21 protein-coding genes are annotated in these 25,235 nt (G+C 73.4%); 7 read left to right on the plus strand and 14 right to left on the minus strand.

Annotated elements, in window-relative coordinates; translation table 11 throughout:
- Positions 1-180: 180 nt before the first annotated feature.
- Positions 181-1,125 carry a MurR/RpiR family transcriptional regulator gene (locus OG422_RS18865; RefSeq protein WP_143942333.1) on the minus strand — a complete coding sequence of 315 codons (945 nt, stop codon included), beginning with the start codon at positions 1,123-1,125 and terminating at the stop codon, positions 181-183.
- A 132-nt stretch (positions 1,126-1,257) separates the two neighbouring features.
- Here OG422_RS18865 and OG422_RS18870 point away from each other — a divergent pair, with 132 nt between their 5' ends.
- Positions 1,258-1,620, plus strand: a complete 363-nt coding sequence (locus OG422_RS18870) for a hypothetical protein (RefSeq protein WP_405743809.1) — start codon at positions 1,258-1,260, stop codon at positions 1,618-1,620.
- 1 nt (position 1,621) lies between these two features.
- Positions 1,622-1,966, plus strand: a complete 345-nt coding sequence (locus tag OG422_RS18875; protein WP_405743810.1) for a DUF4031 domain-containing protein — start codon at positions 1,622-1,624, stop codon at positions 1,964-1,966.
- 86 nt (positions 1,967-2,052) lie between these two features.
- Here OG422_RS18875 and OG422_RS18880 read toward each other — a convergent pair whose 3' ends face one another.
- The 8 genes from OG422_RS18880 to OG422_RS18915 all read right to left on the minus strand — a co-directional run bounded on the left by OG422_RS18880 (position 2,053) and on the right by OG422_RS18915 (position 10,464).
- A complete protein-coding gene (locus OG422_RS18880; protein ID WP_405747887.1) occupies positions 2,053-3,309 on the minus strand; it encodes a Cmx/CmrA family chloramphenicol efflux MFS transporter in 1,257 nt (418 codons plus the stop codon).
- 120 nt (positions 3,310-3,429) lie between these two features.
- Positions 3,430-5,016, minus strand: a complete 1,587-nt coding sequence (locus OG422_RS18885; RefSeq protein ID WP_405743811.1) for a DUF4157 domain-containing protein — start codon at positions 5,014-5,016, stop codon at positions 3,430-3,432.
- 218 nt (positions 5,017-5,234) lie between these two features.
- Positions 5,235-5,903 (minus strand): hypothetical protein, encoded by a 669-nt coding sequence (locus OG422_RS18890; protein WP_405743812.1) that lies wholly within the window; start codon positions 5,901-5,903, stop codon positions 5,235-5,237.
- A 45-nt stretch (positions 5,904-5,948) separates the two neighbouring features.
- Positions 5,949-6,824, minus strand: a complete 876-nt coding sequence (locus tag OG422_RS18895) for a transporter substrate-binding domain-containing protein (RefSeq protein ID WP_405743813.1) — start codon at positions 6,822-6,824, stop codon at positions 5,949-5,951.
- A gap of 90 nt (positions 6,825-6,914) precedes the next feature.
- Positions 6,915-7,865 carry a hypothetical protein gene (locus OG422_RS18900; RefSeq protein ID WP_405743814.1) on the minus strand — a complete coding sequence of 317 codons (951 nt, stop codon included), beginning with the start codon at positions 7,863-7,865 and terminating at the stop codon, positions 6,915-6,917.
- Positions 7,866-7,915: 50 nt separating this feature from the next.
- Positions 7,916-8,377, minus strand: a complete 462-nt coding sequence (locus OG422_RS18905; protein ID WP_405743815.1) for a hypothetical protein — start codon at positions 8,375-8,377, stop codon at positions 7,916-7,918.
- A 142-nt stretch (positions 8,378-8,519) separates the two neighbouring features.
- Positions 8,520-9,752 carry a 1-phosphofructokinase family hexose kinase gene (locus tag OG422_RS18910; protein ID WP_405743816.1) on the minus strand — a complete coding sequence of 411 codons (1,233 nt, stop codon included), beginning with the start codon at positions 9,750-9,752 and terminating at the stop codon, positions 8,520-8,522.
- Entirely contained in the window at positions 9,697-10,464 is a 768-nt protein-coding gene (locus OG422_RS18915; RefSeq protein ID WP_143942323.1) for an STAS/SEC14 domain-containing protein, read from the minus strand. Before OG422_RS18915 ends, OG422_RS18910 begins: the two co-directional genes overlap by 56 nt.
- Positions 10,465-10,879: 415 nt before the next feature.
- On the opposite strand from OG422_RS18915, the gene OG422_RS18920 reads away from it, so the two are divergent.
- Positions 10,880-11,617: a copper homeostasis protein CutC gene (locus tag OG422_RS18920; RefSeq protein ID WP_405743817.1), complete on the plus strand. Its 738-nt coding sequence runs from the start codon at positions 10,880-10,882 to the stop codon at positions 11,615-11,617.
- Positions 11,618-11,665: 48 nt separating this feature from the next.
- Here the strand turns inward: OG422_RS18920 and OG422_RS18925 are convergent, their stop codons facing one another.
- Positions 11,666-13,810, minus strand: coding sequence for a HelD family protein (locus tag OG422_RS18925; protein WP_405743818.1), 2,145 nt, complete (start codon positions 13,808-13,810; stop codon positions 11,666-11,668).
- 556 nt (positions 13,811-14,366) lie between these two features.
- Between OG422_RS18925 and OG422_RS18930 the strand changes: the two genes are divergently transcribed.
- Complete coding sequence (locus OG422_RS18930) at positions 14,367-14,603, plus strand: hypothetical protein (RefSeq protein WP_143944215.1); 237 nt, start codon at positions 14,367-14,369, stop codon at positions 14,601-14,603.
- Between the two features lie 181 nt (positions 14,604-14,784).
- Positions 14,785-16,122: a glycosyltransferase 87 family protein gene (locus OG422_RS18935; RefSeq protein ID WP_405743819.1), complete on the plus strand. Its 1,338-nt coding sequence runs from the start codon at positions 14,785-14,787 to the stop codon at positions 16,120-16,122.
- Positions 16,123-16,132: 10 nt separating this feature from the next.
- Here OG422_RS18935 and OG422_RS18940 read toward each other — a convergent pair whose 3' ends face one another.
- Together OG422_RS18940 and OG422_RS18945 are read right to left on the minus strand one after the other, a co-directional pair.
- Positions 16,133-17,785 (minus strand): DNA repair helicase XPB, encoded by a 1,653-nt coding sequence (locus OG422_RS18940; RefSeq protein ID WP_405743820.1) that lies wholly within the window; start codon positions 17,783-17,785, stop codon positions 16,133-16,135.
- Positions 17,786-17,947: 162 nt separating this feature from the next.
- The gene (locus tag OG422_RS18945) at positions 17,948-18,583 is read right to left on the minus strand and encodes a TetR/AcrR family transcriptional regulator (protein WP_405743821.1); all 636 of its coding nucleotides are present in this window, start codon (positions 18,581-18,583) and stop codon (positions 17,948-17,950) included.
- Positions 18,584-18,673: 90 nt separating this feature from the next.
- Between OG422_RS18945 and OG422_RS18950 the strand changes: the two genes are divergently transcribed.
- Positions 18,674-18,892, plus strand: a complete 219-nt coding sequence (locus OG422_RS18950) for a hypothetical protein (protein ID WP_405743822.1) — start codon at positions 18,674-18,676, stop codon at positions 18,890-18,892.
- Positions 18,893-19,043: 151 nt separating this feature from the next.
- On the opposite strand, the gene OG422_RS18955 is transcribed toward OG422_RS18950, so the two are convergent.
- The gene (locus OG422_RS18955; RefSeq protein ID WP_405743823.1) at positions 19,044-21,689 is read right to left on the minus strand and encodes a helicase-associated domain-containing protein; all 2,646 of its coding nucleotides are present in this window, start codon (positions 21,687-21,689) and stop codon (positions 19,044-19,046) included.
- 498 nt (positions 21,690-22,187) lie between these two features.
- Here OG422_RS18955 and OG422_RS18960 point away from each other — a divergent pair, with 498 nt between their 5' ends.
- Positions 22,188-23,570, plus strand: a complete 1,383-nt coding sequence (locus tag OG422_RS18960; protein WP_405743824.1) for a hypothetical protein — start codon at positions 22,188-22,190, stop codon at positions 23,568-23,570.
- Positions 23,571-23,766: 196 nt separating this feature from the next.
- On the opposite strand, the gene OG422_RS18965 is transcribed toward OG422_RS18960, so the two are convergent.
- Positions 23,767-24,852, minus strand: a complete 1,086-nt coding sequence (locus tag OG422_RS18965) for an ABC transporter substrate-binding protein (protein WP_405743825.1) — start codon at positions 24,850-24,852, stop codon at positions 23,767-23,769.
- Positions 24,853-25,235: the final 383 nt, after the last annotated feature.

A 25,235-nucleotide genomic window follows, 5' to 3' on the forward strand; every position in this document is an offset into this window, starting at 1 on the left:
CGGCTCTTTCCGGCTCGTACGGACGGATCTGTACGACGTGCTGTGGTGCGGGTTCGGGTGCGGGTGAGGTCGGCGGGTGGGGCGTGGAGCGGTGCGGCGTGCCGGGACGGCGCCGGCGGATCGGTGACGGTCGGTGGGGCGCCGCCGGGCGGGCGGCGCACGGCGCGGTCGGCGCTGGGATCAGCGGTGCGGACGGGGGGAGTGGCGGTGGGCGAGCGCTTCGTAGGAGGCGGACAGTGCGGGCGCCGCGGTGTCGTACGTGCGCTGCGCCACGCCTATGAACAGGCAGTCCACGACGAGGAGTTGACTGGTCCGCGACGACATCGCGGCGGGCCGCAGCTCGCTTTCGCGGGCCGTGGAGGTGGTCAGGATGTGATCGGCGTAGGAGGCGATCTCGCCGTCCGGGCGGCCGGTGATCGCGATGGTCGTCGCGCCGTGATCGAAGGCGACCCGCAGCGGCTCTATGACATCCGTCGTCCGCCCCGAATGGGTGATGGCGAGGGCGACGTCACCCGTCCGCATCTGCACCGCGTTGGTCACCGCGAGATGCGGATCGGCGTGGGCGTGCGCGATCAGACCGATCCGCAGCAGCTTCTGCACCAGATCCTGGCCGACCAGGCTGGACGCCCCGATGCCGTACACATCGATACGGCGGGCCGAGGCCAGCGCGGAGACGGCCGCCTCCAACTGGGTGACGTCCAGCCCGGCGGCGGTGTCGGCCAGACACTGCTGCTCCTCCTGCGCCAGCTTCGCGACGACGTCGATGAGGGAATCGTCGACCGCTATGTCGGCGGTGACGGCGGGGGCGCCGCCCGCGGCCTGCTGTGCGGCGAGCGCGGCGAGCGCCAGCCGCAGATCGCGGTAGCCGGGATAGCCCAGCAGCCGGGAGGTCCGCACGACCGTCGCCTCACTGGTGCGGGTGCGCTCGGCCAGGCCGGTGACGGTGAGGGCGGCGCAGCCGGCCGGATCGCCCGCGACGGCCTCGGCGACCCGCTGCATGGAGCGGGTCATCGACGGACCGAGAGTGCGGACCTTGGCCGCCAGCGCCGCGGGGGCGGGCGGGGTCGGGGCCGGTCGGGACGCGACGGCCACCTCGCTGAAAGTTTCCTTCACGCTGCTGCTCACGACTGAAAAGTAATTTCAACGCCAGGGCGCGTCAACACCTCCGCAACGGCCTGTGGACAACCGCGGCAGGGCCCGCCGCGGTGCTGTGGACGGCGGAGCGGACTGTCACCGGTCCGCGCGACAATGGACGACATGGAGCTGGAACAGGCATTGCACGCCGCGCGGGCGCTGGTCCTCGCCGACCTGGTGGCGAACGACGTCGCCGACGCCGACATCGTCTCCCTCGTCGAGGACGCGGTCGCCCACCGCCGCTGGTGGGTGGAGCAGTGGCCGGCCGGAGTGGAGTTCGTCGCCGGACTGATAGCCCAGGACGTCCAGGACGCCCTGCTGGAGCGGTACGGCCGCTGGCCGCTGTGCCCGGTGTGCACGGAGTCCGGCGACCCGCACGCGCTCGACGTGGAGCCGGAGTTGGGGCCCGACCCGCACTGGGTCTGCCCCAAGACCGCGGTCGCGGTGGCCCGTGTCGGCAGGCTCGGCGCGCCCGCGGAGCACTGAGGTGACGCTCTACATCGACCCGCCCATCTGGCCCGGGCACGGCTGCATGTGGTCGCACCTCGTCAGCGACGTGTCGTTCGAGGAGCTGCACCGCTTCGCCTCCGGAATCGGCGTCCCCCCGAAGGCGTTCGAGCGTGACCACTACGACCTGCCCCGGGAGCGCTACGACGACGCGGTGCGCGCCGGGGCGGTCGAGGTCGGCAGCAAGGAGTTGCTGCGCCGCCTGACCGCCGCCGGTCTCCGCCGCCCCAAGCACCGCCCGCCGGACACCTGGCCGGCGGACGGTTCGGAAGCCTGGCCCGGACCGGGACCGGGACCGGGCCCCGGCCCCGGTCCGGCCCGGTAGGTAGGGCAGACGTGGGGGCCGGGGCCCGGGCGGTGCGAGAGGTGTCAGCGGCGCGCGGCCGGAGGTCAGCGGTGTGCGGCCGGGCGTCAGTGGTGCGTGGCCGTCGCCGCGCCCTCCTTGGCCAGCTCCACGCTGCGCTCCGCCCCCGGCTCGACGCCCGGCGCCGACGCGGCGACCACCCGGGAGCGGTGCGGCGCCCGGTGCAGGCGGAAGGCGACGAAGGTGACGGCGACCGCCACGGCGGCCAGCGCCGCGCCCAGCCACGCCGTGGACTCGTACCCCCACTTCGCGCTGATGGCCAGGCCGCCGAGCCAGGGGCCGAGGGTGTTGCCGATGTTGAACGCCGCGGTGGTCGTCGCCCCGGCCAGGGTCGGCGCGGCGTTCGCGACGTTGAACATCCGGGCGTTCAGCGCCGGAGCGGTGGTGAACGCCGTGACGCCCAGCATCAGCGAGAGTGCGACGGCGGCGAACGGGCTGTGCGCCGTCAGTGCCAGCGCCGCCAGCACCAGCGTCGACGCGGAGATCCCGGCGAACAGCGTCGGGAAGAGGTGCGCGTCGGCGACCCGGCCGCCGATGAACGTGCCGATCAGCGCGCCGAGGCCGAACAGCGCGAGCACCGTCGGCACCCAGCTCTCCGCCAGCCCGGCGGTCTTGGTGAGCAGCGGCGAGAGGTACGAGAAGAGCGAGAAGACAGCGGCGGCGTTCAGCGCCGTGGCGGTCAGCGCCAGCCAGACCTGCTTGTCCTTGTAGATGGCCAGCTCACGGCGGAGCCGCGGCCGTTCCGCGCCCGTCGGCACCTCCGTACGGGGCACCGCGATGACCACGCCCACCAGGCCGATCACCGCCAGCACGGCCACGGCCCAGAACGCCGAGCGCCAGCCCGCGTGCTGACCCAGCAGGGCACCGGCCGGTACGCCCGCGATATTGGCGATGCTCAGCCCGCCGACCATGATCGCCATCGCCTTGGCCCGCGCGGTGACCGGCACCAGCGACACCGCGACGGCGGCGCCGACCGCCCAGAATCCGGCGCACGCCAGCGCGCTCACCACCCGCGAGACGAAGAGCACGCCATACGTCGGCGCCATCGCGCCCGCGACCTGTCCCAGACCGAAGACGGCGAGCAGGGCTATCAGCGTGGTGCGCCGCGGCAGTCGCAGCGTCGCGGCGGCGAGAACCGGCGCGCCCACCACCATCCCGATCGCGAACGCGGAGACCAGCAGGCCCGCTTGCGGAATGGAGACGCCCAGGTCATGGGCGAGCGGTTGGAGAATGCCGGACAACATGAATTCGCTCGTGCCAAGAGCAAATACAGACAGGCCCAAAACGTAGACAGCGGCGGGCATACGGGAGCGTTCGGAGGGGACAGGCATGTCCGCCACCAACAGCCCTCACCCCCGCCGCATTCCCGCCACGCCTGCGCCGTCCGATATGCCCCGATACATCGCCTGGTCGGGGTGTGGCGCCTACTGCCTCCTCACCCTGGGCAGCCCCTTCGGGAGGAAGGTGGAGGTGGTTGCCCTGGCCTTGCAGAATGCGGCGAGCGGCTGGCGCGCACCGGCCGTCCTGCCCTCCTTCGGGGGCGGAACCATATGCGTCGTGTACGGGATGTAGACGAATCCGCCCAGGGCGGCGGCGCCCTTCACCGGGGCGCCGTAGTACTCGTAACCGCCGCCGGTATCCGCGGGCTTGAGGTACCCGTTCGTGGTGAGCTCTTCGGCGGAGAACCTGAAATACGTGTACTTCTCCAGATGCGCGCGGCCCAGATCCCCGGCCTGCTTTTCCACCTCCTTCCAGTCGGTGATCTCGCTCCACTGTGAGGGGTCGAAGTCGGCGACCTTCACGTCCTTGGTGAGGTCCAGCATCTTCTTGAGCGTCTTGACGGTCTCGCCGTTCTCGATGCCGGGATGCTTCAGCTTCTCGCCCAGATCGGTGAGGTTCCTGAATTTCTTGCCGCCCAGCGGGGAGAGGTACTTGCCGTCGGTGTCGATGTCGTCACCGTTCTCTGTCGGCTCCGCGCGGATACTGGTGTTGGGGCCGATGAACTGGTTCCCCGCCTGCCATTCGAAGAAGGAATGCCGGATGTCCTTGAAGGGAATGCCGTATTCATTCTCGGAGTTCGGGACGGATTTATCGGCCAGCCGCTTCCGCAGCGTCCTGCGGTATTCCGGGGTGTTCTTGTCCTCCGGAATGCCGACCTTGAGGTTGGCCAGCATCTCCTTGGTGATGTCCCGGGGAATCGCGGCGGTGAGCACATCGAGCTGTTCGGCATCGTCCAGCCGTCCCAGGGACTCCTTCAGCGTGGAGTGGGCCACGATGTGGTGCGCCGTCGTGGTCCATCCGTTGTGGTCGGCGGATTTGGCGTGCGGATTGTCCTCCCGCCGCTGGAGCGCGGACGGTTCCGCGGGCGCCGCCACGGACCGCTGCGCGGCCACCGGGCCGTCCGGCGCCGGGCCCCGCATCACCCGCGTGGCGTTCGCCTCCGCCTCCCGCTCGAACCGGTCGGACGGATCGGAGACCGCCAGCCCGTCCCCGTTGTCCGTGCCCGCGACCGGACCCTGGCGCTGCTGGATCACATGGGTCAACTCGTGGGCGAGGGTGTGCGGATCGCCGCCGCCCGCCCCCAGGACGACATGGCTGCCGGAGGTGTAGGCGCGGGCGCCGACCTCCGCCGCCGACGCCTTGGCCGCGCCGTCGTCGTGGACGTGCACGTCGGAGAAGTCGGCGCCGAGCCGCGCCTCCATGTCGCCGCGGGTCGCCTCGTCCAGCGGGCGCCCGGAGGAGCGCAGCACCTCGGGGACGAGGGACCGCTGCACCTGGGGGCCACCGCCCTGCCCATGGCCGCACCCGGCGCCGTGCCGGTGCTCCTCGCCCGGGTGCCCCGCCTGCCGGAGCAGTTGGACGACGGCGGCGTTGCCCGCGCTGTTCTGCAGGGCGAGGAGGGGGTGCGACGGCGTACCGGTGCCCGCGACCGGTCCGGTCGCGGGGCGCGGCGCCGGTGCACGGCGGCTCTTCGCGGCTTCCGGTCGTCCGGCTTCGTCCTGGGCACGCATGGGTCCTCTTCCCGCAGAAAACGCGACGTGTCCCTGCCTACCGGCTCCGCGGCGCCGGGGGCAGAGGCGTAAGGGCAGCGTCGGCCGTCCCCGAGGGCAGTACGGGGCCGCCGCCCGGACATCGGCCGGGCGGCGGACGCGGGCGGCCCGGCACCCCGGCCGCCCCCAGTGCCCGGCACCCCGGCCGTCCGGCGCCCGGACCGGCCCGTCGTCGCAGGTCAGCCGCTCAGCAGCGTCAGCTCCGTCGCCAGGTTGTGCCGGGCGACGCCCTCCCAGCGCTCCCGCCCGAGCGGGGTACGGAACAGCCGGGGCAGGCCGAGGAGTTGGCGCAGCACCGCCGCACGGCCCGCGATGAAGTCCGGATCGGGCACGAACGCGTACTCCTCGCGGACGGCCGCCGCATACGCCGCGTACGCGTCCGGCGTCCCGGCGAGCACCGCCAGATCGGCGTCGCACAGCACCTCGCCGTCGCGGTCGCCGGGCTCCGGATCATGCGTGACGGTGAGCCGGACCAGCCGCGCGACCTGCGCCGTACGGTCGGCGTCGAGGCCCAGCTCCGGCAGGGCGCGTTCGGCGAGCGCCGCGCTGCGCTCCTCGTTCTCCGAACGGTCCGGGCGGTAGACGGCGTCGTGGAACCACGCCGCCAGCTCGACGATGCCCGGATCGGCGGCGTACGAGGCGAGTTCGTCGACCCGCTCCAGGACAGCCGCCAGATGCGCGACCGTATGGTAGCGGCGCTGCGGCTCCGCCCAACGGGCCAGCAGGTTCTCCGCGTACGGGGCCGGATCGGGGCCCGCCGCGCCTCGGGTGCGGGCCACGGTCGCCGCCCAGCGGCGGCGCAGCTCCACCGCCGGGCCGCCGGGCTCCGCTGGGGAGTCGGAAGTCATGCCGCCATTGTGGCGCGCCGGGCCGGACGGCGGCCCCGGGGGCGGTCAGGAGGCGGGCGCGTCCCGGCACGACAGCTGGCCCACCGAGTCGGCGGACGGCTTGAACTCCGTCTGCCAGTTCTGCACGCGCTTGGTGATGGACGGCAGCGAGAGGTCGAAGTCCCGTTCCCAGTCGGTGCCGTTGAGGTAGTCGCGCAGCTTGTCGCTGAGCTTGCGGCAGTCCGCGCGGTACTTCTTCGCGATGGCGATGCCGTAGTCGTTGGGGGAGCCGACGACGATGCCGGGCACCACCTGGAGCCCGGTGTACTTCTGGGTGAAGCCGTAAAGGATCATCTGGTCGGTGGAGACCGCCGTGGCCCGGCCCGCCCGGAGGTCGGCGATGCAGCGGGAGGCGTCGGCCACCTGATAGACGCTGATGTCGCCGTACGCCTTCTTGTTGAGCTCCTCGAACGAGGTGGTGCCCTTCCAGGTGCAGACGGCCCGGCCCTTGAGATCCTCCAGCTTCTTGATGCGCCCGGCGTCCTTGTCCCGGATCATGACGCCCTGCGACGTCGTCGCGTACGGGCCGATGAAATCGACGTCCTTCATCCGCGACGGGGTGATCGAGAACGTCGCGGCGACCAGATCCTCCTGGTCGTCGACGATTGCCTGACCGCGGTTCTCCGACGGCACACTGTTGAAGTGCGGCTTGGCGCCGACCCCTTCGAGCAGATGCCGGGCCACGGTGATGTCGAACCCGGCGAACTTGTAGGTGGCCTCCTCGCCGGTGCCCGGCTGGTCGTTCTTCACCCCGACCGACACCGACCGCTGGTCGAAGAGTGTCGGCGGCCGGTCGTCCGCGCAGGCGGACGCGGTCAGGGCGGTCAGGGTGAGCAGCGCGGCACCGACGAGGGCGCGGCGCCGGGGCAAGGCTGACGTCATGGAATCTCCCCGTTGTGCGTGGTGTGAAGGGCGTACACGGTGGGCGTATGCGGTGGGCGGGTCCGGGCGCGGCCACCGGAGCGGCCCGGGTCAGGCGTCGTGCAGCACGGCTCCGGTGGCCCGGATGTCCGTCCGGCAGTTCTGCCCGGGATCCTGCTCCGTCAGCGTCACCTGGATCTGTACGGAGGTGGTGCCGGAGTTCAGGACGAAATCCAGGGGGCGGCCGGAGCGGACCCGCGCCTCCTGGGCGGGGGCGCCGCCGTCCATCAGATACGCGGTCGCCGTGGTGCGGTAGGAGCAGGCCGGGGCACTCGGATCGTAGTCCGACACGGCCAGGGTCAGCCGCAGCCGGTCGCGGTGCTCGCGGAGCCCGGCGGGCCCGAGGGTGAAGGTGACGGTGTGGTCCCGGCCCGTCAGCGGCAGGGTGCCCGCGCGCCGCACCTGGCCCGTCACATCGACATCGGCGTGCGCGGCGGCGTACTGGAACGAGAGCCAGCCGCCGACCGTCGCCAGCACCGAGACCAGCGACAGCGCACCCACTGCCGCCACGCTCGGCGTCTTCCGTATCAGGACCCGCACGGCCCCCGCGGCGACCGCGAGGACGGCCAGCGTGATGCTCAGCGCGTACTGCCCGGCCGGGCCGTGCGGATCGGTCGTCTGGGCGATCACCAGGGCGGCGCAGGCCAGCAGCAGCGGTAGCCAGCGGGCGCTGGGGTGCATCACCCAGCGGATGATCACGTTCTTGATGTCATTGGCGGCGATGGAGTGCGGGCCGGTGGTGACGGGGTTGTTGTGCTGGACGTGGTGGGCGTGGACCTCGGGGGCGGGGTCGGGCCCGGTGTCGGCCGTGCGGCGTTCCTTTCCCGGGGAGGGCGCCGGTCTCTTGGCGGAGGGCGCGGCGGCCTCCGCCGTGCGCGGCTTTCCGGCGCCGGGTCCGACCCCGGCGCGCCCCGCCTTTCCGGTGCCGGTGGGCCGTTGACCTGCGTCGTTGCCGTCGGGCCGGTCCCGGCCCCGGTCGGGCAGCGGCTTCGCGGCCCCCACGCCCCCGGGCCGTCTCGCACCCCGCGAGGGACGCGGCGGTCTCCCGCGCCTCATGAGGCGCGCCCGGTGTCCGTGCCGCCGCCCAGATGGACGGTGCCGTTCACCACGCCGATCGCGGCGGAGTGATCCCCGTACGTGGTGGGGGAGTTGATCGTGGTGCCGGAGAGGTGCGGGGCCATATGGGACAGGAATCCGGCGGCGTCCCGCGCGGTGACGGGACCGGCCAGCCAGTCGGCCATGGCCTCCGCCAGCGCCCGCCGTTCGGTGTCGTCCAGCCGGGCCAGACGGGCGTCCAGCGAGGTGGCGCGGCCCACGTCGAGCACGGGCGCCGCGCCGCCCCCGAGGCGGTCGCCGTCGCGTCCCAGCAGCCGCCGGAAGAAGCCTTCCCCGGCGTCGACCGTGCGCTCCGTGATCCGCTGCTGGGCCGCGGTGAGCACGGACGTACCGAGGCTGCTCGCCGCCATCGCGAGATACGGAGCGATCTCGGCGGACACCGTCGCCAGTTCTGACATGTGCGTCTCCCCCCGTCGGCGGGCCGCGTGCACCATGCCGCAATGCCCTTACCGGGAAGGCGTGTTACCCATATCTGCCGGGTTTCACACCTTCTTCTCAAGCGGGTCCGCAGGGTACGGAAGGGGGCGCCTCGGGGGCAGGTCAACAGCTCCGGCGTGGTGCATCTGCCTGGAACCTGGCCCTCACCCCGGGGCGGAGGGACTGGACCGTCTCCCGGTCGAAAGGCTCCGTGCTGGGGGTGAGCATCGACGCGGCGGCCGCGGCCACCCCCAGCGCGCAGGCGCTGACGGGGTCGTCTCCGTCGGCCAGCCGTGTGGTGAGGGCGGCCACCATGCTGTCCCCCGCCCCGGCGTCGCTCAGCGGCTCGCCGGGCAGCGGTGGCGCGTACAGCTCGGTATGGCCCTGTCCGGTCGAGCACAGCGCGCCCAGTGCCCCGAGGGCGGTGACGGCGATCTCGGCGGCTCCTGTGGTGAGGAGGTGTTCGTTGACGGCGCGGGCGTCGTCGAAGTCGCAGACCTCCCGGCCGGTCAGGTCGGCGGCCTCTTTCTGGTTGCACCTGAGCAGAAACACCCCCTCCGCGAGCGCTCCGCGCAGCGCCGGTCCGGAAGTGTCCAGAACCAGCCGGGCCCCGGTTTCTTTCACACGGCGGGCGACGGCCGCGTAGAAATCCCCGGGGAGACCGTCGGGCAGACTGCCGCTGGCCACGACATACCGGCACCCGCCGATGGCCTGTGCCAGTACGTCCAGGCAGCGCCGACCCTCGCGGACGTGGAGCCGTGGTCCAGGCGGTACGAGGTGATAGCTGCGGCGCGACTCGGCCACGTACAGCACGAGCGCTTCGCGGGTCTCCTCGTCGATCCCGACGCTGATGTGGTTGATGCCCTCGTCGTCCAGCAGCCGGTTCAGGCGCCGGCCGATCGCGCCTCCGGCGGTGTGGACGGCGGTGGCCCGGCCCCCGAGCCGCACCACATCACGGGCGACGTTGATCCCTCCGCCTCCGGCGGCCACCGATCTGACCCGGGCACGATTCTTGCCGACGTCCTCCAGGCTTGCGACCTCCCAGCAGAGATCGACGGCAGGATTCATCGTCAGGGTGAGAACCGATGGCCCGGGAGGAGTCATCGCACCACTCCGTATACAGGGACATGTACAGGGACACTTCCGGTCTCTTCCATGCTGGAACAGTCCGACGTCACCTGCATGCCGGTCACCTCGACGCCGACCCGCGCCCTCGCGCACCCGGCATCCGGCGCGCCTCGGCGCCCGTCCGCAGCCTCCGTGACCACGGCAGAGGCGGCCGCTGCCGACGGCCGGTCGATCAGCCCGTCGCGGCCGGGGGGCGGCCTGCGGGGTTTGCCGCCCACGCGACGGCATCGTCGAGTTCGTCGTATCCGAAGCGCCGTACGTCGGCCTGGACGAAGTGGTTCGCCAGATGAGGCGCCAGGCCCGCGAGCCTGCTGTCAGCCGCCAGCGCGACCCTCCTGACCTGCCGGTGGTGATCACGCACGAAACGCGCGTGGCGCAGCAGGCTTCCGACGTTCTCCCAGCCGGGAAACTCGCGCGCATGGACCACGGCGCCGGTCAACTCGTCGTGTGTTTCGAGCCAGGTGTCGACGGTGAGCGCCAGAGCATCGAAGTCCTGCGCACGCAGCGGGTGCTCGACCTCGACCACGAGTACGTGGGAATCGGGGAGGAGCCGGTGGGAAACCCCGGGACCCGCAGGAAGCGAGGCCAGCCAGCGAAGGGCCTCTTCGCGCTCCTGGTTGCCGTAGACATGCACCGGACACGGCAGGAAAAACCCCGTGAGCCGCGTCGACTCGCGGATCCAAGCGATGTCCGTGACGATCGCGCAGCCCTCGAACAGCCGCAGGGAGCTCAGCCCGACCTTCAGGTCCTCCCAGGCAGCCCCTGGCGTGAACGAGTGGAACTCGGGGCCGAGCTCGCACAGGATCCGGATGCGGCGACCTTCGCTGCGCGCGTCGTCGACCAGCGGCTCGATCACCGTCTCATAGTCGTTCTTCGACACGGTTCCGACCGCCTTCACCGCGTCAACGCCGGCAGGCACGTCGGTCAGTCTCTCCAGCATTCCGTTCCTCTCTTTGTACCGTGGTGCCATCCAGAGGTGCTGCCCTGCTGATGTGGCGTGCACCGGTGAACCCTCACGCGTGCAAACGGGGAAGAGCGGACGCTGCTCGCCTGCGGCGAGGAAGGGCCGACACGCGACCGGCGCGCCTGAGTCCGACGTTACCGAGACCATTGACCGTCCGCACCGCGACACTCGCCCGCGCATGCGAGCACGGTGACGGACACCCGGCCGGCGCCCCCGGGGTCGCCACGGAACGTTTCCGGCCGTGTCCGTTCCGTAAAAAAGTCGTGGAGCGGTGGGCACCGTTTACGCTGGGCCATGATTGGACTAGACCTATCGCGGCGGCTCCCCGGGCGTCGCCACCCGCACGACGCCCGCCCGCCACACCGTCATCGCCACCACCGATTGGGGTCCCATGAGTAACGACCTTGGGGGCACACACCCTCGGCGTCACCGCGCACTGCTGGAGGTGATCGCGCTCGACCCGCAGGACGCGGTCGCGGCGCAGACCGGCGGGGCCGACCGCCTCGAACTCGTCACCGACATCGCCGCCGACGGGCTCACCCCGCCCCGCGCCGTCTTCGCCGCGATCCGCGCCGCCGTCGACATTCCCCTCCGGGTGATGCTGCGCCACCGCGACGGCTTCGCCGCCGGTGACATCGACGCCCTGTGCGCGGACGCCGCCGCGCTGCGGGCGGCGGGCGCCGACGAGTTCGTCCTGGGCTTCCTCACCCCCGACGGCCGTCCCGACCTCGCCGCCCTACGGGCGCTCACCGAGGTGATCGGCGGCTGCCGCTGGACCTTCCACCGCGCCCTCGATCACGCCGCCGACCGCGACGCGCTGCGCACCGAACTCGCCGCGCTACCCGGCGGCCCGGACACCTTCCTCACCGCCGGAGCGGCCACCGGTGTCGCCGACGGCCTGCCCACCCTCCTCGCCGAACATGCCCGCACCAGGGCCGGGGCGCCCGGTTACGCCCCGCGCGTCCTGGTGGGCGGCGGCCTCACCCTGGAGCATCTGCCCACCCTGCGCGCGGCCGGTCTCGACGCCTTCCACATCGGCGGCGCCGCCCGCCCGTCCGGCTGGTCCGCCCCCGCCGACGCGGCGGCCGTACGGCGCTGGCGCACGGCCCTGGACGCCACGGAGGAGTGACGGACCCGGGGCGCGCGCCGCAGCCGCCCGCGCCCCGGGCGTGCGACCTCAGCAGGCCCGCGCCGCCGCGTCCCCCTGGCCCGCCAACTGCTCCGGCAGATCCGCCGCATGAATGACGGTCAGCCCCGACACCGGGCGCGTCAGGCAGACGTAGAGACGGCGCAGACCGGTGCGTTCGTCCGGCTCGCCGTCGACGATCGCGGCGGGCTCGTCCAGTACCACGTAGTCGTACTCCAGGCCCTTGGCGAGCGTCGCCGGGACCAGCGTCAGCCGCGCCTCCGCGGACGTCTCCTCACCGGGTGCGAGGCAGCGCAGCCCGTCCTCCTCCAGGGCGGCGCGCAGCCCTGGCACCCGGGCGTCCGCCACGATCAGGCCGACCGACCCCTCCTTGCCCAGGGCGTCATGGCACGCCGCCAGCACGGACGCGTCCAGCGCCTCCGGGCGCACCGTACGGATCTCGAAGTCGCCCGCCGACTCACGGATCGAGGTGGCCTCCCGCAGATCCGGCGCGATCGCCGGGAGCAGCCGCGAGGCGTACGCGATGACCTCGCGCGGCACCCGGAACCCCTGCGTCAGCTCCTCGACCACCGAACCGGGCTTCCCCATATGCCCCAGCGCCTCCTCCCAGGTGTCGGTCGCCCACGGCGTCGTCCCCTGGGCGATGTCGCCGAGGACCGTCACCGAACCCGTCGTACAGCGGCGGCCCACCGCGCGGTACTGCATCGGCGACAGGTCCTGCGCCTCGTCCAGCACCACATGGCCCAGCGACGGCGTCCGCGCCACCAGGTCCATCGCCTCGTCGATCAGCACCGCGTCCGCCGACGACCACTTGGCGCTCTTCACGCTCCGCGCCGGCTTCGCCCACAGGACTGCCTTCTGCTCCTCGGGCGTCAGCAGGCCCTCGGCGTGCGCGGCCAGGAACTCCGCGTCGCCCAGCAGCCGCAGCACCAGCTTCGCCGGATCCACCGGCGGCCAGACCGCCTTGACCGCCGCCTTCACCGCGGCATTGCGCGCCACCGCGTCCTGCACCCGGTCGTCCGGCGCCTCGCCCGCCTGCTCCATCCGCACCAGCACGGCGTGCGCGATCCGCTGCGGCAGCGCCTCGCGCGCCGCACCGTAGCGGATGTCCCGCTCCCGCAACTCCTCGACGATCTCCTGGAGTTCGTACACCGGGACGCGCCAGCGCCGCGAGCCGCGCACCACCATGCACGCCTCCTCGGGCGGCGTGATGTGCGACCGCACCGCCCGCCGCAGCACCTCCGCCATCCGCGCGTCCCCCTTGACCGACGCGGCCGCCGCATCGTCCCGGGCGCGCACCTCCACATGGCCCACCAGGGAATCGACGGTGGCCTGCTTGACCTCCAGCTCGCCCAGGGCCGGGAGGACCTGCTCGATGTAGCGCAGGAACGAGTCGTTCGGCCCGATGACGAGGGTGCCGGACCGGGCCAGCCGCTCCCGGTGCGCGTACAGCAGATACGCGACACGGTGCAGACCCACGGCCGTCTTCCCCGTGCCGGGCGCCCCCTGGACGCACACCGAACCGCCGATCCCGGCGCGCACGATCTCGTCCTGCTCCGGCTGGATCGTCGCGACGATGTCCCGCATCGGGCCGACGCGCGGCCGCTCGATCTCCGCCTGGAGCAGCTGACTGGTCCGCTCCAGCTCCGCCGGATCGCTCAGATGCTCGTCCTCGTACGCGGTCAGCTCCCCACCGGTGTAGCCGAACCGGCGGCGCATCCGGAGGTCCATCGGGTCCTTCTTGGACGCCCGGTAGAACGGCTGGGAGACCGGCGCGCGCCAGTCGATGACCATCGGGTCGCCGTGCGCGTCGTGGACATGGCGCCGCCCGATGTAGAAGTTCTCGTCCCCGTGGCCGCCGTCGGCACCCGCGCCGCCCTCGGACGGGTCGAGGCCCGGGGCGTGCAGGTAGTCGAGGCGGCCGAAGAACAGCGGGGTGTGGGCGAGGTCGGCGAGCGCCTTGATCCGGGCGTCGATCTCGCCCTGAAGGACCTTGGCGTTGACCCAGTTCGCGGTGACGTCGGCGATGTTCAGCGCCTCGGCGTCGGCGCGCATCGCGCGCAGCGCGGCCCGGGAGGCGGCGAGATGATCCCGCTCGTTGCGGAGCGGATCGGCGCCCTCACCGGCGGCCGGGGCGTGCGGGTCGGGTACGGGGTGCTGGGCGTGCGCGGGCACGGGCGTTGCCTCCGGGGGATCTCACTGCGGCGGGCACGCGCCACGGCGGGCGGGCACGGCGGGCCGTCGTTCGGTGCGGACGCCGAATGGGCCCGCGCGTCGTGGGACGTGGGGCGGTCATCGGCGTGGTGCGAAGGACCGGCCGGTTTCCGTCCGGTCGGCGGCGCTCCTCGACGGAACCCGACGGGAGGCAGGGAGACGCGCGATTCTAGTCAGCGGTCGGGCGGGGCGCCAACGCGTTTTTTGAGGGGGCGAGCGGGGACGTGGCCGGGGCCGGTCGTGGTGGTGGGCGGGGACGGTGACAGGGCGGCCCGTCCGCGGTGGTGGCCCGGCCCGTCCGCTGCCACCGTCGCACGCCACTCGTCGGCGGCCGCCGTCGCACGCCGCGGCGGTACCACCCGCCCACCTGCGCCCGCGGCCGGGTCGTCCCTCTCCCGTAGGGGGTACGTACACCTCCGGTAGGGGGCACGGGTGATACCGCAGTCAGAGGTCCATCGGTCCGGGAATGGGTCCATGGGCCGATGTGCGGCATTCGCGGGAAAACCATCATGGAGTCATGAGCAGCGCAACGATCACCCCAGCAGCCGGACACCCGGCATCCCTGCACCCGATGAAGGGCGCCACGGCCCTCGGCCCCGCCCACAGCGGCGGCCATCCGGTCGGCAGCGCCCTGCGCGCCGTGAAGGTCTTCGCTACGGCCGCCTTCAGCGTCGTCCTCCTCGGCGAGTACGGAGAGGAGAGAGCCGACCGCCGCGTACCCCGCCCCCGCGCCACCGACCGGATACGCGCCTGACCGGACGCGTCCCCGACGGGACCTCCGGCATCCGGCACCGGGCAGCCGCCCGCGTCTGCCACCGCGCGTCCGGGCGCGTCCACCACCGGACATCTGGTTGACCGGAAACGGTTACGGGCCGTCGGCCCGGATCGGCTAGCGTCGCCGCTGAGAGCGTGCAGGGCGATGGGGAGGGGAACGAGTGTCTGCCGCCGACGGGACGCGGACGTGGACATGGCGGCGTACGTGGGCGCAGAGCGTCGCGCACCCGCACCGCACGGTCATCGCCGGAGCACTGCTCGCGGCATCCCTCATCGGACTGGGCGTGCTGTACACCGTCCACCCGCTGGCGATGCCCGACATAGAGGTCTACCGCGCCGAGGGACAGGCCGCCGCCTCCGGCAGTGATCTCTACGGCTTCACGACCACCAAATGGAACCTCCCGGCCACCTACCCGCCGTTCGCGGCCCTGCTCTTCATCCCCACCACCTGGGTCTCCCTCGCCACCCTCAAGATCGTCTGCTTCGTCGCCAACGCCGGACTGCTCGCCGCACTGATCCAGCTCTCCTGCAAGGCCGCCGGGGTACGGCGCTCCGCCTACACCGCGCCCACCGTCCTCGGCGCCACGGCGCTCGGCATCTGGCTGGAGCCGGTCTTCCAGACCCTGATCTTCGGCCAGGTCAACCTCGCCCTCACCTGCCTCGTCCTCTGGGATCTGGCCCGGCCCGACGGCGCCCGCTTCAAGGGGCTCGGCGTCGGCATCGCCGCCGGGGTGAAGCTGACGCCGGCGATCTTCGCGGTCTACCTCCTCCTCACCGGCCGGGGAAAGGCCGCCTGCACCGCGCTCGCCGGGTTCGCCGGGTCGGTCCTGCTCGGCCTGCTGGTGCTGCCGGACGCCAGCATCGACTTCTGGACCCGGCGGATGTTCGAGACGGACCGGGTCGGCAAGGTCTGGATCGTCGACAACCAAGCACTTCAGGGCCTGCTGGCCCGCGTCCTGCACACCCCCGAGCCCGGCGCCGTCTGGGCGGGCGCCGCGCTGCTCACCGCGATCGGCGGGCTCTGGGCCGCCCACCGCGTCCACCGGCGCCGCGGATCGGACCTCTGGGGCGTGCTGTGCACCGCCGTCACCGCGCTGCTCGTCTCGCCGATCAGCTGGTCCCACCACTGGGTCTGGTGCGTCCCGCTGCTCATCGCGCTCGCCGCGCACACCCACCGCGTCCCCTGGCGCCGCGCGCTGCTCGCCGCGGTCACCGTCGCGTTCACCGCCCGCACCCTGTGGATCGTCCCGCACGCCGGCGACCGTGATCTGCACTTCACCTGGTGGGAACAGCCCCTGACCTCGCCGTACCCCCTGCTCGGCCTGGCCCTCCTCGCCGCGGTGGTCCGGTACACCCGCACCGCCCCCGAAGTGCCGGGCGCGGCCTCCGGCAGCGCCGTCCCCCGTCCCCGGACCGTCGCCGCCGGGGCGGTCCGAATACCGGCCCCGGCGGCGGCCGTACCGGACGGCGGCAGGGAAGCGGCGAAGGGCGCGAGCTGAGCCCCAGGGCTCAGGCGTCCTCCTCCGCCGACAGCAGCTCGGTCGCGTCCACGATGCGGTACGCGTAGCCCTGCTCGGCGAGGAAGCGCTGGCGGTGGGCGGCGAAGTCCTGGTCGACGGTGTCGCGGGCGACGACGGAGTAGAACCGCGCCTCGTGCCCGTCCGCCTTCGGACGCAGCACCCGGCCCAGCCGCTGGGCCTCCTCCTGGCGGGAGCCGAACGTCCCGGAGACCTGGATCGCGACCGTCGCCTCCGGCAGGTCGATCGAGAAGTTCGCCACCTTCGAGACGACCAGCACCGAGATCTCGCCCTCCCGGAAGGCGTCGAAGAGCTTCTCGCGCTGCGCGTTCGTCGTCTCGCCCTTGATCACCGGAGCGTCCAGATGCGCGCCCAGCTCGTCCAGCTGATCGATGTACTGCCCGATGACCAGCGTCTGCTCGCCCTGGTGCCGACGGACCAGCGCCTCGGTGACCCGCTGCTTGCTGTCGGTCGTCGCGCAGAAGCGGTACTTCTCCTCGGTCTCCGCCGTCGCGTACGTCAGCCGCTCCGAGTCGGAGAGGCTGACCCGCACCTCGACGCAGTCCGCGGGCGCGATGTACCCCTGCGCCTCGATCTCCTTCCACGGCGCGTCGAACCGCTTCGGGCCGATCAGCGAGAAGACGTCCGACTCCCGGCCGTCCTCCCGCACCAGCGTCGCGGTCAGCCCGAGGCGGCGCCGGGCCTGGAGGTCGGCGGTGAACTTGAAGACCGGCGCGGGCAGCAGATGCACCTCGTCGTAGACGATCAGGCCCCAGTCCCGGGAGTCGAACAGCTCCAGATGCCGGTAGACGCCCTTCCGCTTCGTCGTCAGCACCTGGTACGTGGCGATGGTGACGGGCCGGATCTCCTTCTTCGTCCCGCTGTACTCGCCGATCTCGTCCTCGGTCAGCGTGGTCCGCTTCACCAGCTCGTGCTTCCACTGCCGGGCCGAGACGGTGTTGGTGACCAGGATCAGCGTCGTGGCCTTCGCCTGCGCCATCGCACCGGCCCCCACCAGCGTCTTTCCCGCACCACACGGCAGTACGACGACGCCCGAGCCGCCGTGCCAGAAGCCCTCGACGGCCTGCTGCTGGTACGGCCGCAGCGCCCAGCCGTCCTCGACGAGCGCGATCGGGTGGGCCTCGCCGTCGACGTATCCGGCGAGGTCCTCGGCGGGCCAGCCGAGCTTCAGCAGCGTCTGCTTGATCTGGCCGCGCTCGGAGGGGTGCACCACGACGTTGTCGGGGTCGAGGCGCGCGCCGACCAGCGGCTGGACCTTCTTCGACCGCAGCACCTCCTCCAGCACCGGCCGGTCGGTGGTCGTCAGTACCAGCCCGTGCGCGGGGTGCTTGACCAGCGTCAGCCGCCCGTACCGCGACATGGTCTCGGCGATGTCGACGAGCAGCGCGTGCGGCACCGGATACCGCGAGAACTGCACCAGCGCGTCCACGACCTGCTCGGCGTCGTGCCCGGCCGCCCGCGCGTTCCACAGCCCGAGCGGCGTCACCCGGTACGTGTGAATGTGCTCCGGCGCCCGCTCCAGCTCCGCGAACGGCGCGATGGCCCGTCGGCAGGCGCCCGCCGACTCGTGGTCCACCTCCAGCAGCAGCGTCTTGTCGCTCTGGACGATGAGAGGTCCGTTCACGCGCCTCGCCTTCCTACGTGAGTGCTGCCCGGCCGAATCCGTCGCCGCCCGGTCACCGGCCGCGACCCGCGACCGGGCCGGTGGCCAAACGTCCAGTGTGCCGCATCGCCGGGACGGACCGCGGCGGCCCCGGTCGCGATGGGTTTTTCGGCGGTGGCCGGGTCAGGCGGCGGCCGGTGCCGCAGCAGCCAGCTCCGCCAGGTGGGCCCGGAGGGTATCGGTGCAGACGGTCGGGGTGACGACGGTGGGATGGAGGACGGCGGTGAGGCCGAGGCCGTCGATGAGGGCGGCGAGGCGTTCGGTTTCGGCGGGGACGTCGCGGGCGGGGCCGAGGGAGCCATCGTCGGCGAGGCGGGCCAGGACGCGGTGGATCAGGGCGCGGGTGCCGGTGGCGGCCTTGCGGGAGAGGTCGGCGAAGGCCGGTTCGGTGCGGGCGGCCGCGGTGAAGTCGAGGAAGACGGTGACCTCGGCGCGGCGCAGGTCGTCCAGGGGGAGCAATTCGCCGAGGAGGTCCGCGGCGAGGCGGTACTGCGCGGCCTGCGGGTGACCGGCCAGTCCGCCGATCGCGTCGACCCGGCGCATCAGCCGCGCGGAGACCCGCTCCAGCATCGACTCCATCGCGAACCGCATCAGCTCCTGCTGCGAGGCGAAGTAGTGGCGGACGGAGCCGATGTTGAGGGCGGCCTCGTCGGCGACGGCGCGCAGGGAGGCGCGCTGAAGGCCGTCACGGACGACGATCCGGAAGAGGGCGTCGACGACGTCCCGGCGGCGGGCGTCCCGGTCCACAAGTTTCGGCATAGGTCCTTTTTACCACGCGTTTTATCACGCCCGTGATACGTTCTTTTTCTGTCACGCTCGTGATAAAAAATCGACGGAGGGAACGGGACCGTGGAGGCGTACCTCGACTTCATGCTCATCAGGTTCGGCGTGCTGGCCGCCGTGGTGGTGGCGCTGGCGCTGCTGCTCCTCGGCGCGGCGGTCGTCCTGAAGCGGCGCGGCCGACTCGACCGGGCACGCCGGTACGCGGACCCCGCCGCCAGGGCAGCCCTGCGTGCGGCGACCCGCAGGGTGACGGGCGGGCCGGGACAAGGAGGCGGCCGACGGTGACGGCGGGGCCGGAACCCTGCCCGTAGGGGACGGGTGGGGGCAGGCCCCGGCCCGTAGGGGAGTGGGGCCCGTAGGGGACGGGGCGGGCCGCGGCCGGATCCTGACCCGTAGGGGAGCGATCCCGTAAGGGGTGGTGCCGGGCCCCGGGGACTCAGACCGTGTCGTCCGCCAGGTCGGCGACGCCGGTGATGCGGTGCAGCGGGTAGGTGCGGACCTCGTCGGCGGTGTGGTCGTAGGCGGTGACGAAGCCGCCCTCGACCCGTACGGGGGCGATGACGCGCTGGCTGGCGGCGCCGTCCGCGTTGACGTAGCCGATCCAGACGGCGGCGTTGGTGAGGACGGCCGCCTGCATCGTGGCGAGGGTTTCGGCGGAGGTGGTGCGGGGCGGCGCGCCGGGGGCCGGGGCGGTGGCGGTGACGGGTTTGCGGGTGGCGGTGGCGGCCAGATCGCCGGCGCGGATGGCGCGGACCGCCGCCGCCAGAAGCGGCGCGTCGAGGACCGGCGGCCCCTCGGGCACGGGGACGGGTGCGGTGCGCGGCCCCGTGCGGTACGCGTCGGGCCGGGTGATCACGACATCGCCCTCGGGTGACTCGGCGGCGGGGGCGTAGCCCATCGCCCGTAGGCCGTCCAGGAGTTGGTCCGGGGCGATCTGCGCGGCGAGCACCGTCGGGGCGAGGCGGCGCAGCCGCAGCGGCGCGGCGCGGCGGTCGGCGAGGATCTCGGCGAGCAGCGTGTCGTCGTCGCAGCGGACGTATGCGGAGGCCGCGCCGATCCGCAGTCGCCCGTGGCGGCGGGCCACGTCGTCGATCAGGTAGGCGAGCGGCTGCGGTACTGGCGTCCGCGAGTGGGTGGTGAGGAATTCCTGCAGCTCGGCGGCGGTGCGGCCGGTGTCCAGGGCGCGGCGCACCGAGGCGGGCGTGAAGCGGTAGACGGTCGCGCCGCCCTTGGACTCGATGTCGGCGAGGGCGCCCAGCGTCTCGGCGAGCGGGCGGCGCAGCGGCCCGGGCGCGACGGCGGTCAGGTCGGCCTGGAGGAGGACGTGGTCGAGCGGTTCGGGCAGCAGCGGCGCGAGGAGCGCCCCGGCGCGGGCCGCGGCCTCCCGGGTCCCGGCGGCCGTCGGGGCGGTCCGGGGCGCCGCGTCCCCGGAGTCCGGGGCGCCCAGGAGCGCGCGGCCAGGTGCGGACAGGGCGCCGCGCCCGGTGACGCCCAGCAGTTCGGCCTCGGCCAGCGTCCACCGGGCGAGGCGGGTACGAAGGTTTTCCCCGGGCGGGGGAGTGGCGCCTCCGGTTGCGGCGCCCCCGGGTGCGGCGGGTGCGCCCTCCGGGGCGGCGGCGCGCAGCGGACGCTCCCAGTGGAGGCGGTCCAGAACGGCCGCCTCCGGGACGGCGGAGCCCGGCGGCAGCTCGGCGAGGAGGGCGAGGGTACGGCGGCGGACCTCGGGGGCGGGGGAGCGGTCGAGGTGCGGGCCGAGGGCGGCGGCCGCCCGGCCCTTGGCGTCGGCGACGCCGACCACGCCCGGGGTGCGGGTGGCGTCCAGCCAGCCCGCCACCAGCTCCGCCCAGCGCAGCGCGTCGGGCAGTTGCCGCCACTCCTCGGCGGCGGGCGTCGGCGCGTACCGCTCGTCGGCCTCGCCGTCGGAGGCGATCAGGCCCGCTCCGTGGGCCAGCTCCAGCCAGAAGGCGGCGGTCTGCTCGGTGGTGTCCAGGGCGGCCGCGGTGCGCTTGAGGTCACGGACGCTCAGGCCCCCGGCGCGCAGCGCCGCCGGACCGCCCAGATCCCACTCCTTCAGCAGCTCCTCGACGGTCGCCAGCGCCGTGAACGCCTGCCCGGCGGCGGCCGCGTCCACAGCCTGTGGATCGCGCGCGGTGACTGGCGCGAGGGCGGGCGGCACCGGCGCGGGGCTACGGTGCGCGCGCCCCGCCCGCAGATGCAGCGCCGCCTCCCGGGGCAGTACGACGTTGCGGGCGCCGGCGGGCAGCAGCAGCCCGCGGCCGAGGAGCCAGCGCAGATGCGGCGCGGGCCGTTCGGTGACGCTGCCGTACGGCGGGCCCCACAGCAGTCTGTCGAGGACCGCGACGGACTCGGCGGGCGCCTCGTCCAGCAGCGCCGCCATCCGCTCGCCGTCGGTGAACAGCGAGGTCAGCGCGGCGACGGCGGTCACCGGGTCGTGGGTGGGCGGCAGCCCGGCGGTCGCGATGATCTCCTGGATCAGCCCCGGCGACATCCCGGCCGCGGCCTCCGCGACGGTCGGCCCGAGGCCGGTCGGCGACGGGTGCGCCGCGCTCGGGGCCAGCAGCTCACGGGCGGTCCGCACCAGCCGCAGCCGGTCGTCGGGCCCCCACACCAGGGCCTGCGCCCGCAGCGCCGCCACGGCACCGGGCAGCGCGGCCAGCACCGCCGCGTCCAGGGAGGGCGTGCCCGGGGCTTGGGGGGTGTTCGGCCCTTCCATCCCTTGGGAGGCATCCGGGCCCTCCGCTCCCTGGGAGGCGTCCGGTCCGGCCGTGCCCTCGGCCGCGTCCGGGGCGGGTGTCGGGGCTCCGGTCATCAGGGAGGCGAGCGTGGGGTACGGGCAGGGGTCGGGCGCCACCGCCAGCGCCTCGGCGGTCTGCAGCGCGAACCGGTCCAGGCGCTCCACGGCGCGCACCACCGAGGCCCGGGTCCCGGCCCGGGTGGCGAGCTGGGTGACGTCGCCCGGCACCGGGTTGAGCAGGTCCGGGCGGGCCCGCAGCAGGTCGATGAGCCCGCTGTCGGTGCGGGTCCGTAGCTCCTCGGCCAGGGTGCGGGGCGTATCCGTCATCCGCCCTACGTTAGCCGGGCCGGTGGTCCCCGTAACGGGATCCCGCTGTGACGGCGCGCACCAGGACCCGCACGCACCCGCCGCGCGCCCCGGACTTCGGGATCCGGGGAGCCCGTACGGGTCGGGGCTCCGGCTGCCGGGCAGCTCAGGGGGTGGGGCGGGCGGTCGTCGCGCGTCCCGTACGGATCGGCGTATGCGGTCCCGTAGGGGATCGGCCGGGGCGGGGTGTCTGCCGTGCGGCCGGGGGCGGTGTCTCCCGTACGGACCTGAAGCCCGCCGGGCGCTGCGGCGGGCGGCACGGGGCCGGGGCAAACCCTTGGAGGGTCCTTGGAGCGAGCCCTTTGAGGAGGCTCCGGGGGAGGTCCATCAGGGGTGTGCCGGGCAGGGCGGCGTACCGGAGGTGGTGGCGTGTCAGGGGCCGGGTGTGCGGCCCTCGGTGCGGTTCGGAGGGAGGCGGTACGGTCGGGGCAGTAACCAGCGGACACCGCAGGGGATTTCGTGGGGATCGAGAGCGAACAGCTCGTTTTTGACTATCTGAGCCGGGTCGGCGACCTGGCCCAGCAGCGGGGCCTGCCCTCGGGGGCGCGGATGCGGCTGGTGGCCGATCTGCGGGCCGAGGCCACGTCCCGGATCGCGGGCCAGAAGTCCGCGTCGGTCTCCCAGGTGAAGCGGGTGCTGGCCCGGCTGGGCACCCCGGAGGCGGTCGTATCGGCGGCGGAGTCGGCCGCGGGGGTGGCCGGGCGGTCGTCGGCTGCGCGCGCGGCGGACGGCCCGGCCGCTCCGCCCGTTGCGGGCGCTCCGTCCGTACCGCCGGGGGCGCACGCCGGACCGTCCGCGCCCCTGGGCACACCCGAACCGCCCGCCACCTCCGGCCTGTCGGGGAAGCTCGCCTCCTCCTCCGGTCTGTCGGGGACGCCGGGCCCCACCGGGACCTCCGGACCCGCCGAGCCGCCCACGCCTCTCGGTTCCGCCGACGCGCCCGAGTCGTCCGACCCGTCCGACCCGTCCGGCCCCTCCGCGTCCCGTCCGTCGGCTCCCGCCCCTATGGGCAATCCCGCAGACGGCGAAGCCCCAAGGGCTGGTGACGGCGCATCGGGAAAGGTGCCGTCGCCGCGGGACGGAACGCGGGACGGATCCCGGTCCGGGCAGTGGTCCGGGCTGTTCAAAAAGAAGGACGCCGGTTCCGGGGCGGCGGAGGCAGCCGGGCCGCGGTTCACGTTGGCGCCCGGTTCCGCCTCGCCGCCGCATCTGGCCGGGGCCGACGAGTTGGGCGACGGCGACGCGGACTGGTGGCTGGCGCGGCCGGAGCCGACCGGGAGGGGCGAGACCGTGCCTGGGTTCGTCGGCGGCATCGAGATCCCGGAGATGTGGAAGCGGCCCGGGGAGGGCGACGACGCGAAGAAGGCGCCGGACGGTACGCCGGGGCAGGGCGCCGGTCCGGAACCCGGCCGTCCGCTGCCGGGGCTGCTGCGCCGCGCCCTCGGCCGGAAGCAGGCGGCGCCCGCCCCGGAACCGGCCGCCGAGGAGGCACCGGCCGCCCGAGTCCGGCTCAGCCCCGTGGTGACGCTCGCCGTGGTGCTGCTGCTGGCCGGTGTGGTCCTCGGGAGCTGGCTCGCGCTGGCCGCGGGCTGGGCGGTGACGTTCCTGTCGCGCCGCCTCACCCACGCCGAGGCGAAGTTCGCCGCGCTCGGCGTGCCCGGCCTGCTGGCGGGCGGCGGAGTCCTGTGGATGTGGGGCCGTGCCACCGGCCGGTGGGGCGATCCGATCGCCTCCGGGAAGATGGGCGCCGCGCTCCTCGACGGTCTGCCGCTTCTGGTCCGCGTCGCCGCCGTCGCCTCGGCGGTGTTCCTGGTGTGGCGGATGCGGCGCTGGGTTCGATGACGGACCGGGCTCTCCCGGACTGACCGACGCTCACGGGCCCGACCCGTAGGGGTCGTTCGCCCTTACGGGGCTCCCTTACGGGCCTGCCCCTACGAGGTTTCCCGTACGGCACCCCGTACGGGCTGTCCGCCTCTCCCGTACGGGGGACCACCGCCACCGCACTCCGGGAGCGCACGCCGGGCCCCCCGGGCGTCCCTCACCCCTTCTTGGCCAGTCGCTCCCGCACCTCGTCAAGGATCCTGTCGGCCGCCGTGTACCCGATGCCCTGGATCCACAGCTGGTCGTCGACGCGGAAGGAGCGGCCGTTCTTGACCGCTCGGAGGTTCTTCCACAGGGGACCGCTGGTGACCTGCGCTTCTTTCGACTTCTCCGGGGAGCCGTAGCTCGCGTAGAAGACCGCGTCGGCGTCGGCGCGGTTCATCTGCTCGGTGCTCAGCTCCGTCATCAGGCCGTCCTTGGTGCCGTTGACGACGTCGGTCGGGCCGGTGCCGAGGTCGTCGAGGACGGTGCCGATGTAGCTCTGACAGCCGTAGACGCGGGTGTCGGCGCCCTCGACGAAGCGGACGACGTTGGCCCGCAGCGCCCTCGCCTTCGCCGGTCCGCCGAGCGCCGCGGTGGTCTGCCGGACGTGCGCCTCGTACCCCGCGACGAGCTTCTTGGCCTGCGGAATCCGGCCCAACGCCGCCGCATGGGTGGCGAAGTTCTGCTTCCAGGGGTAGCCGGTGGTCTCGGTCATCACCGTCGGCGCGATGCGGGTGAGCTGCGGGTAGCTGTGCCCGTCGCGGACCGTGTTGGTGAGGATCAGGTCCGGTTTCAGGGCGGCGACGGCCTCCAGGTTGGGGGAGCCGATCCTGCCGACGTCCTTGATCCCGGCGACGTCGTCCTTCGGCAGGTAGTCGAGGAAGCCCGAATCGACGTCGGAGCGGGTGGCGCCGACCGGCTTGACGCCGAGGGTGAGGGCGGAGTCCAGCTCCGCGGTGTCCAGGACCACCACCCGCTTCGGCGCGGCCGGGACCTCGACCTCGCCCGTCGCCGTCGCGACCTTGTGCGGGCCATCGCCCGAGGGCGGCTGGGCCCAGTGCGTCACCGGCTGCTTCGGGCAGCTGGCGGCCTTGAGGGACCCGCCGTCGCCGGAGTCGGACCCGCCGCTTCCGCAGGCGGCGAGGGCGAGGGAGGCGGCGACCGTCCCGGCCACGGCGACCGCGGCACGGCGGACGGGACGCGGCTGCGCACGGCGGATCACGCGACGGGCGGCGGCACGACGGACGGTGCGACGGGTCATGGAATGCCCTTTCGGCTCGTACGGGAGGGAGGACGGCCTGTAGGGGTGGAATGGCAGCGGCCCGTACGGGTGGGACGGCGGCCCGTACGGGTGGAACGGACGCGGCCCGTACGGGTGGAACGGAGGAAGGCGTACGGATCGGTGGTGCAAGCGAACGCGTACGGATCGGTGGTCCGAACGCGTACGGCGGGTCGGTTCGGGAGACGGGACAGCGACAGGAACAGGAACAGGGACAGCGGCAGGAGCAGGGACAGCGGCAGGAACAGGAGCAGGAACAGGAACAGGGACAGGGACAGAACAGATCGGGTCGGACACGGACCGCAGGGCCCGCAGCACCCCTCTACCCGCCAGCCCCCGGCCCCAGCACCTCCGCACCGGGCCTT

Origin of the sequence: Streptomyces sp. NBC_01525 (assembly GCF_045040405.1) — a bacterium.
GTDB lineage: Bacteria > Actinomycetota > Actinomycetes > Streptomycetales > Streptomycetaceae > Streptomyces > Streptomyces benahoarensis.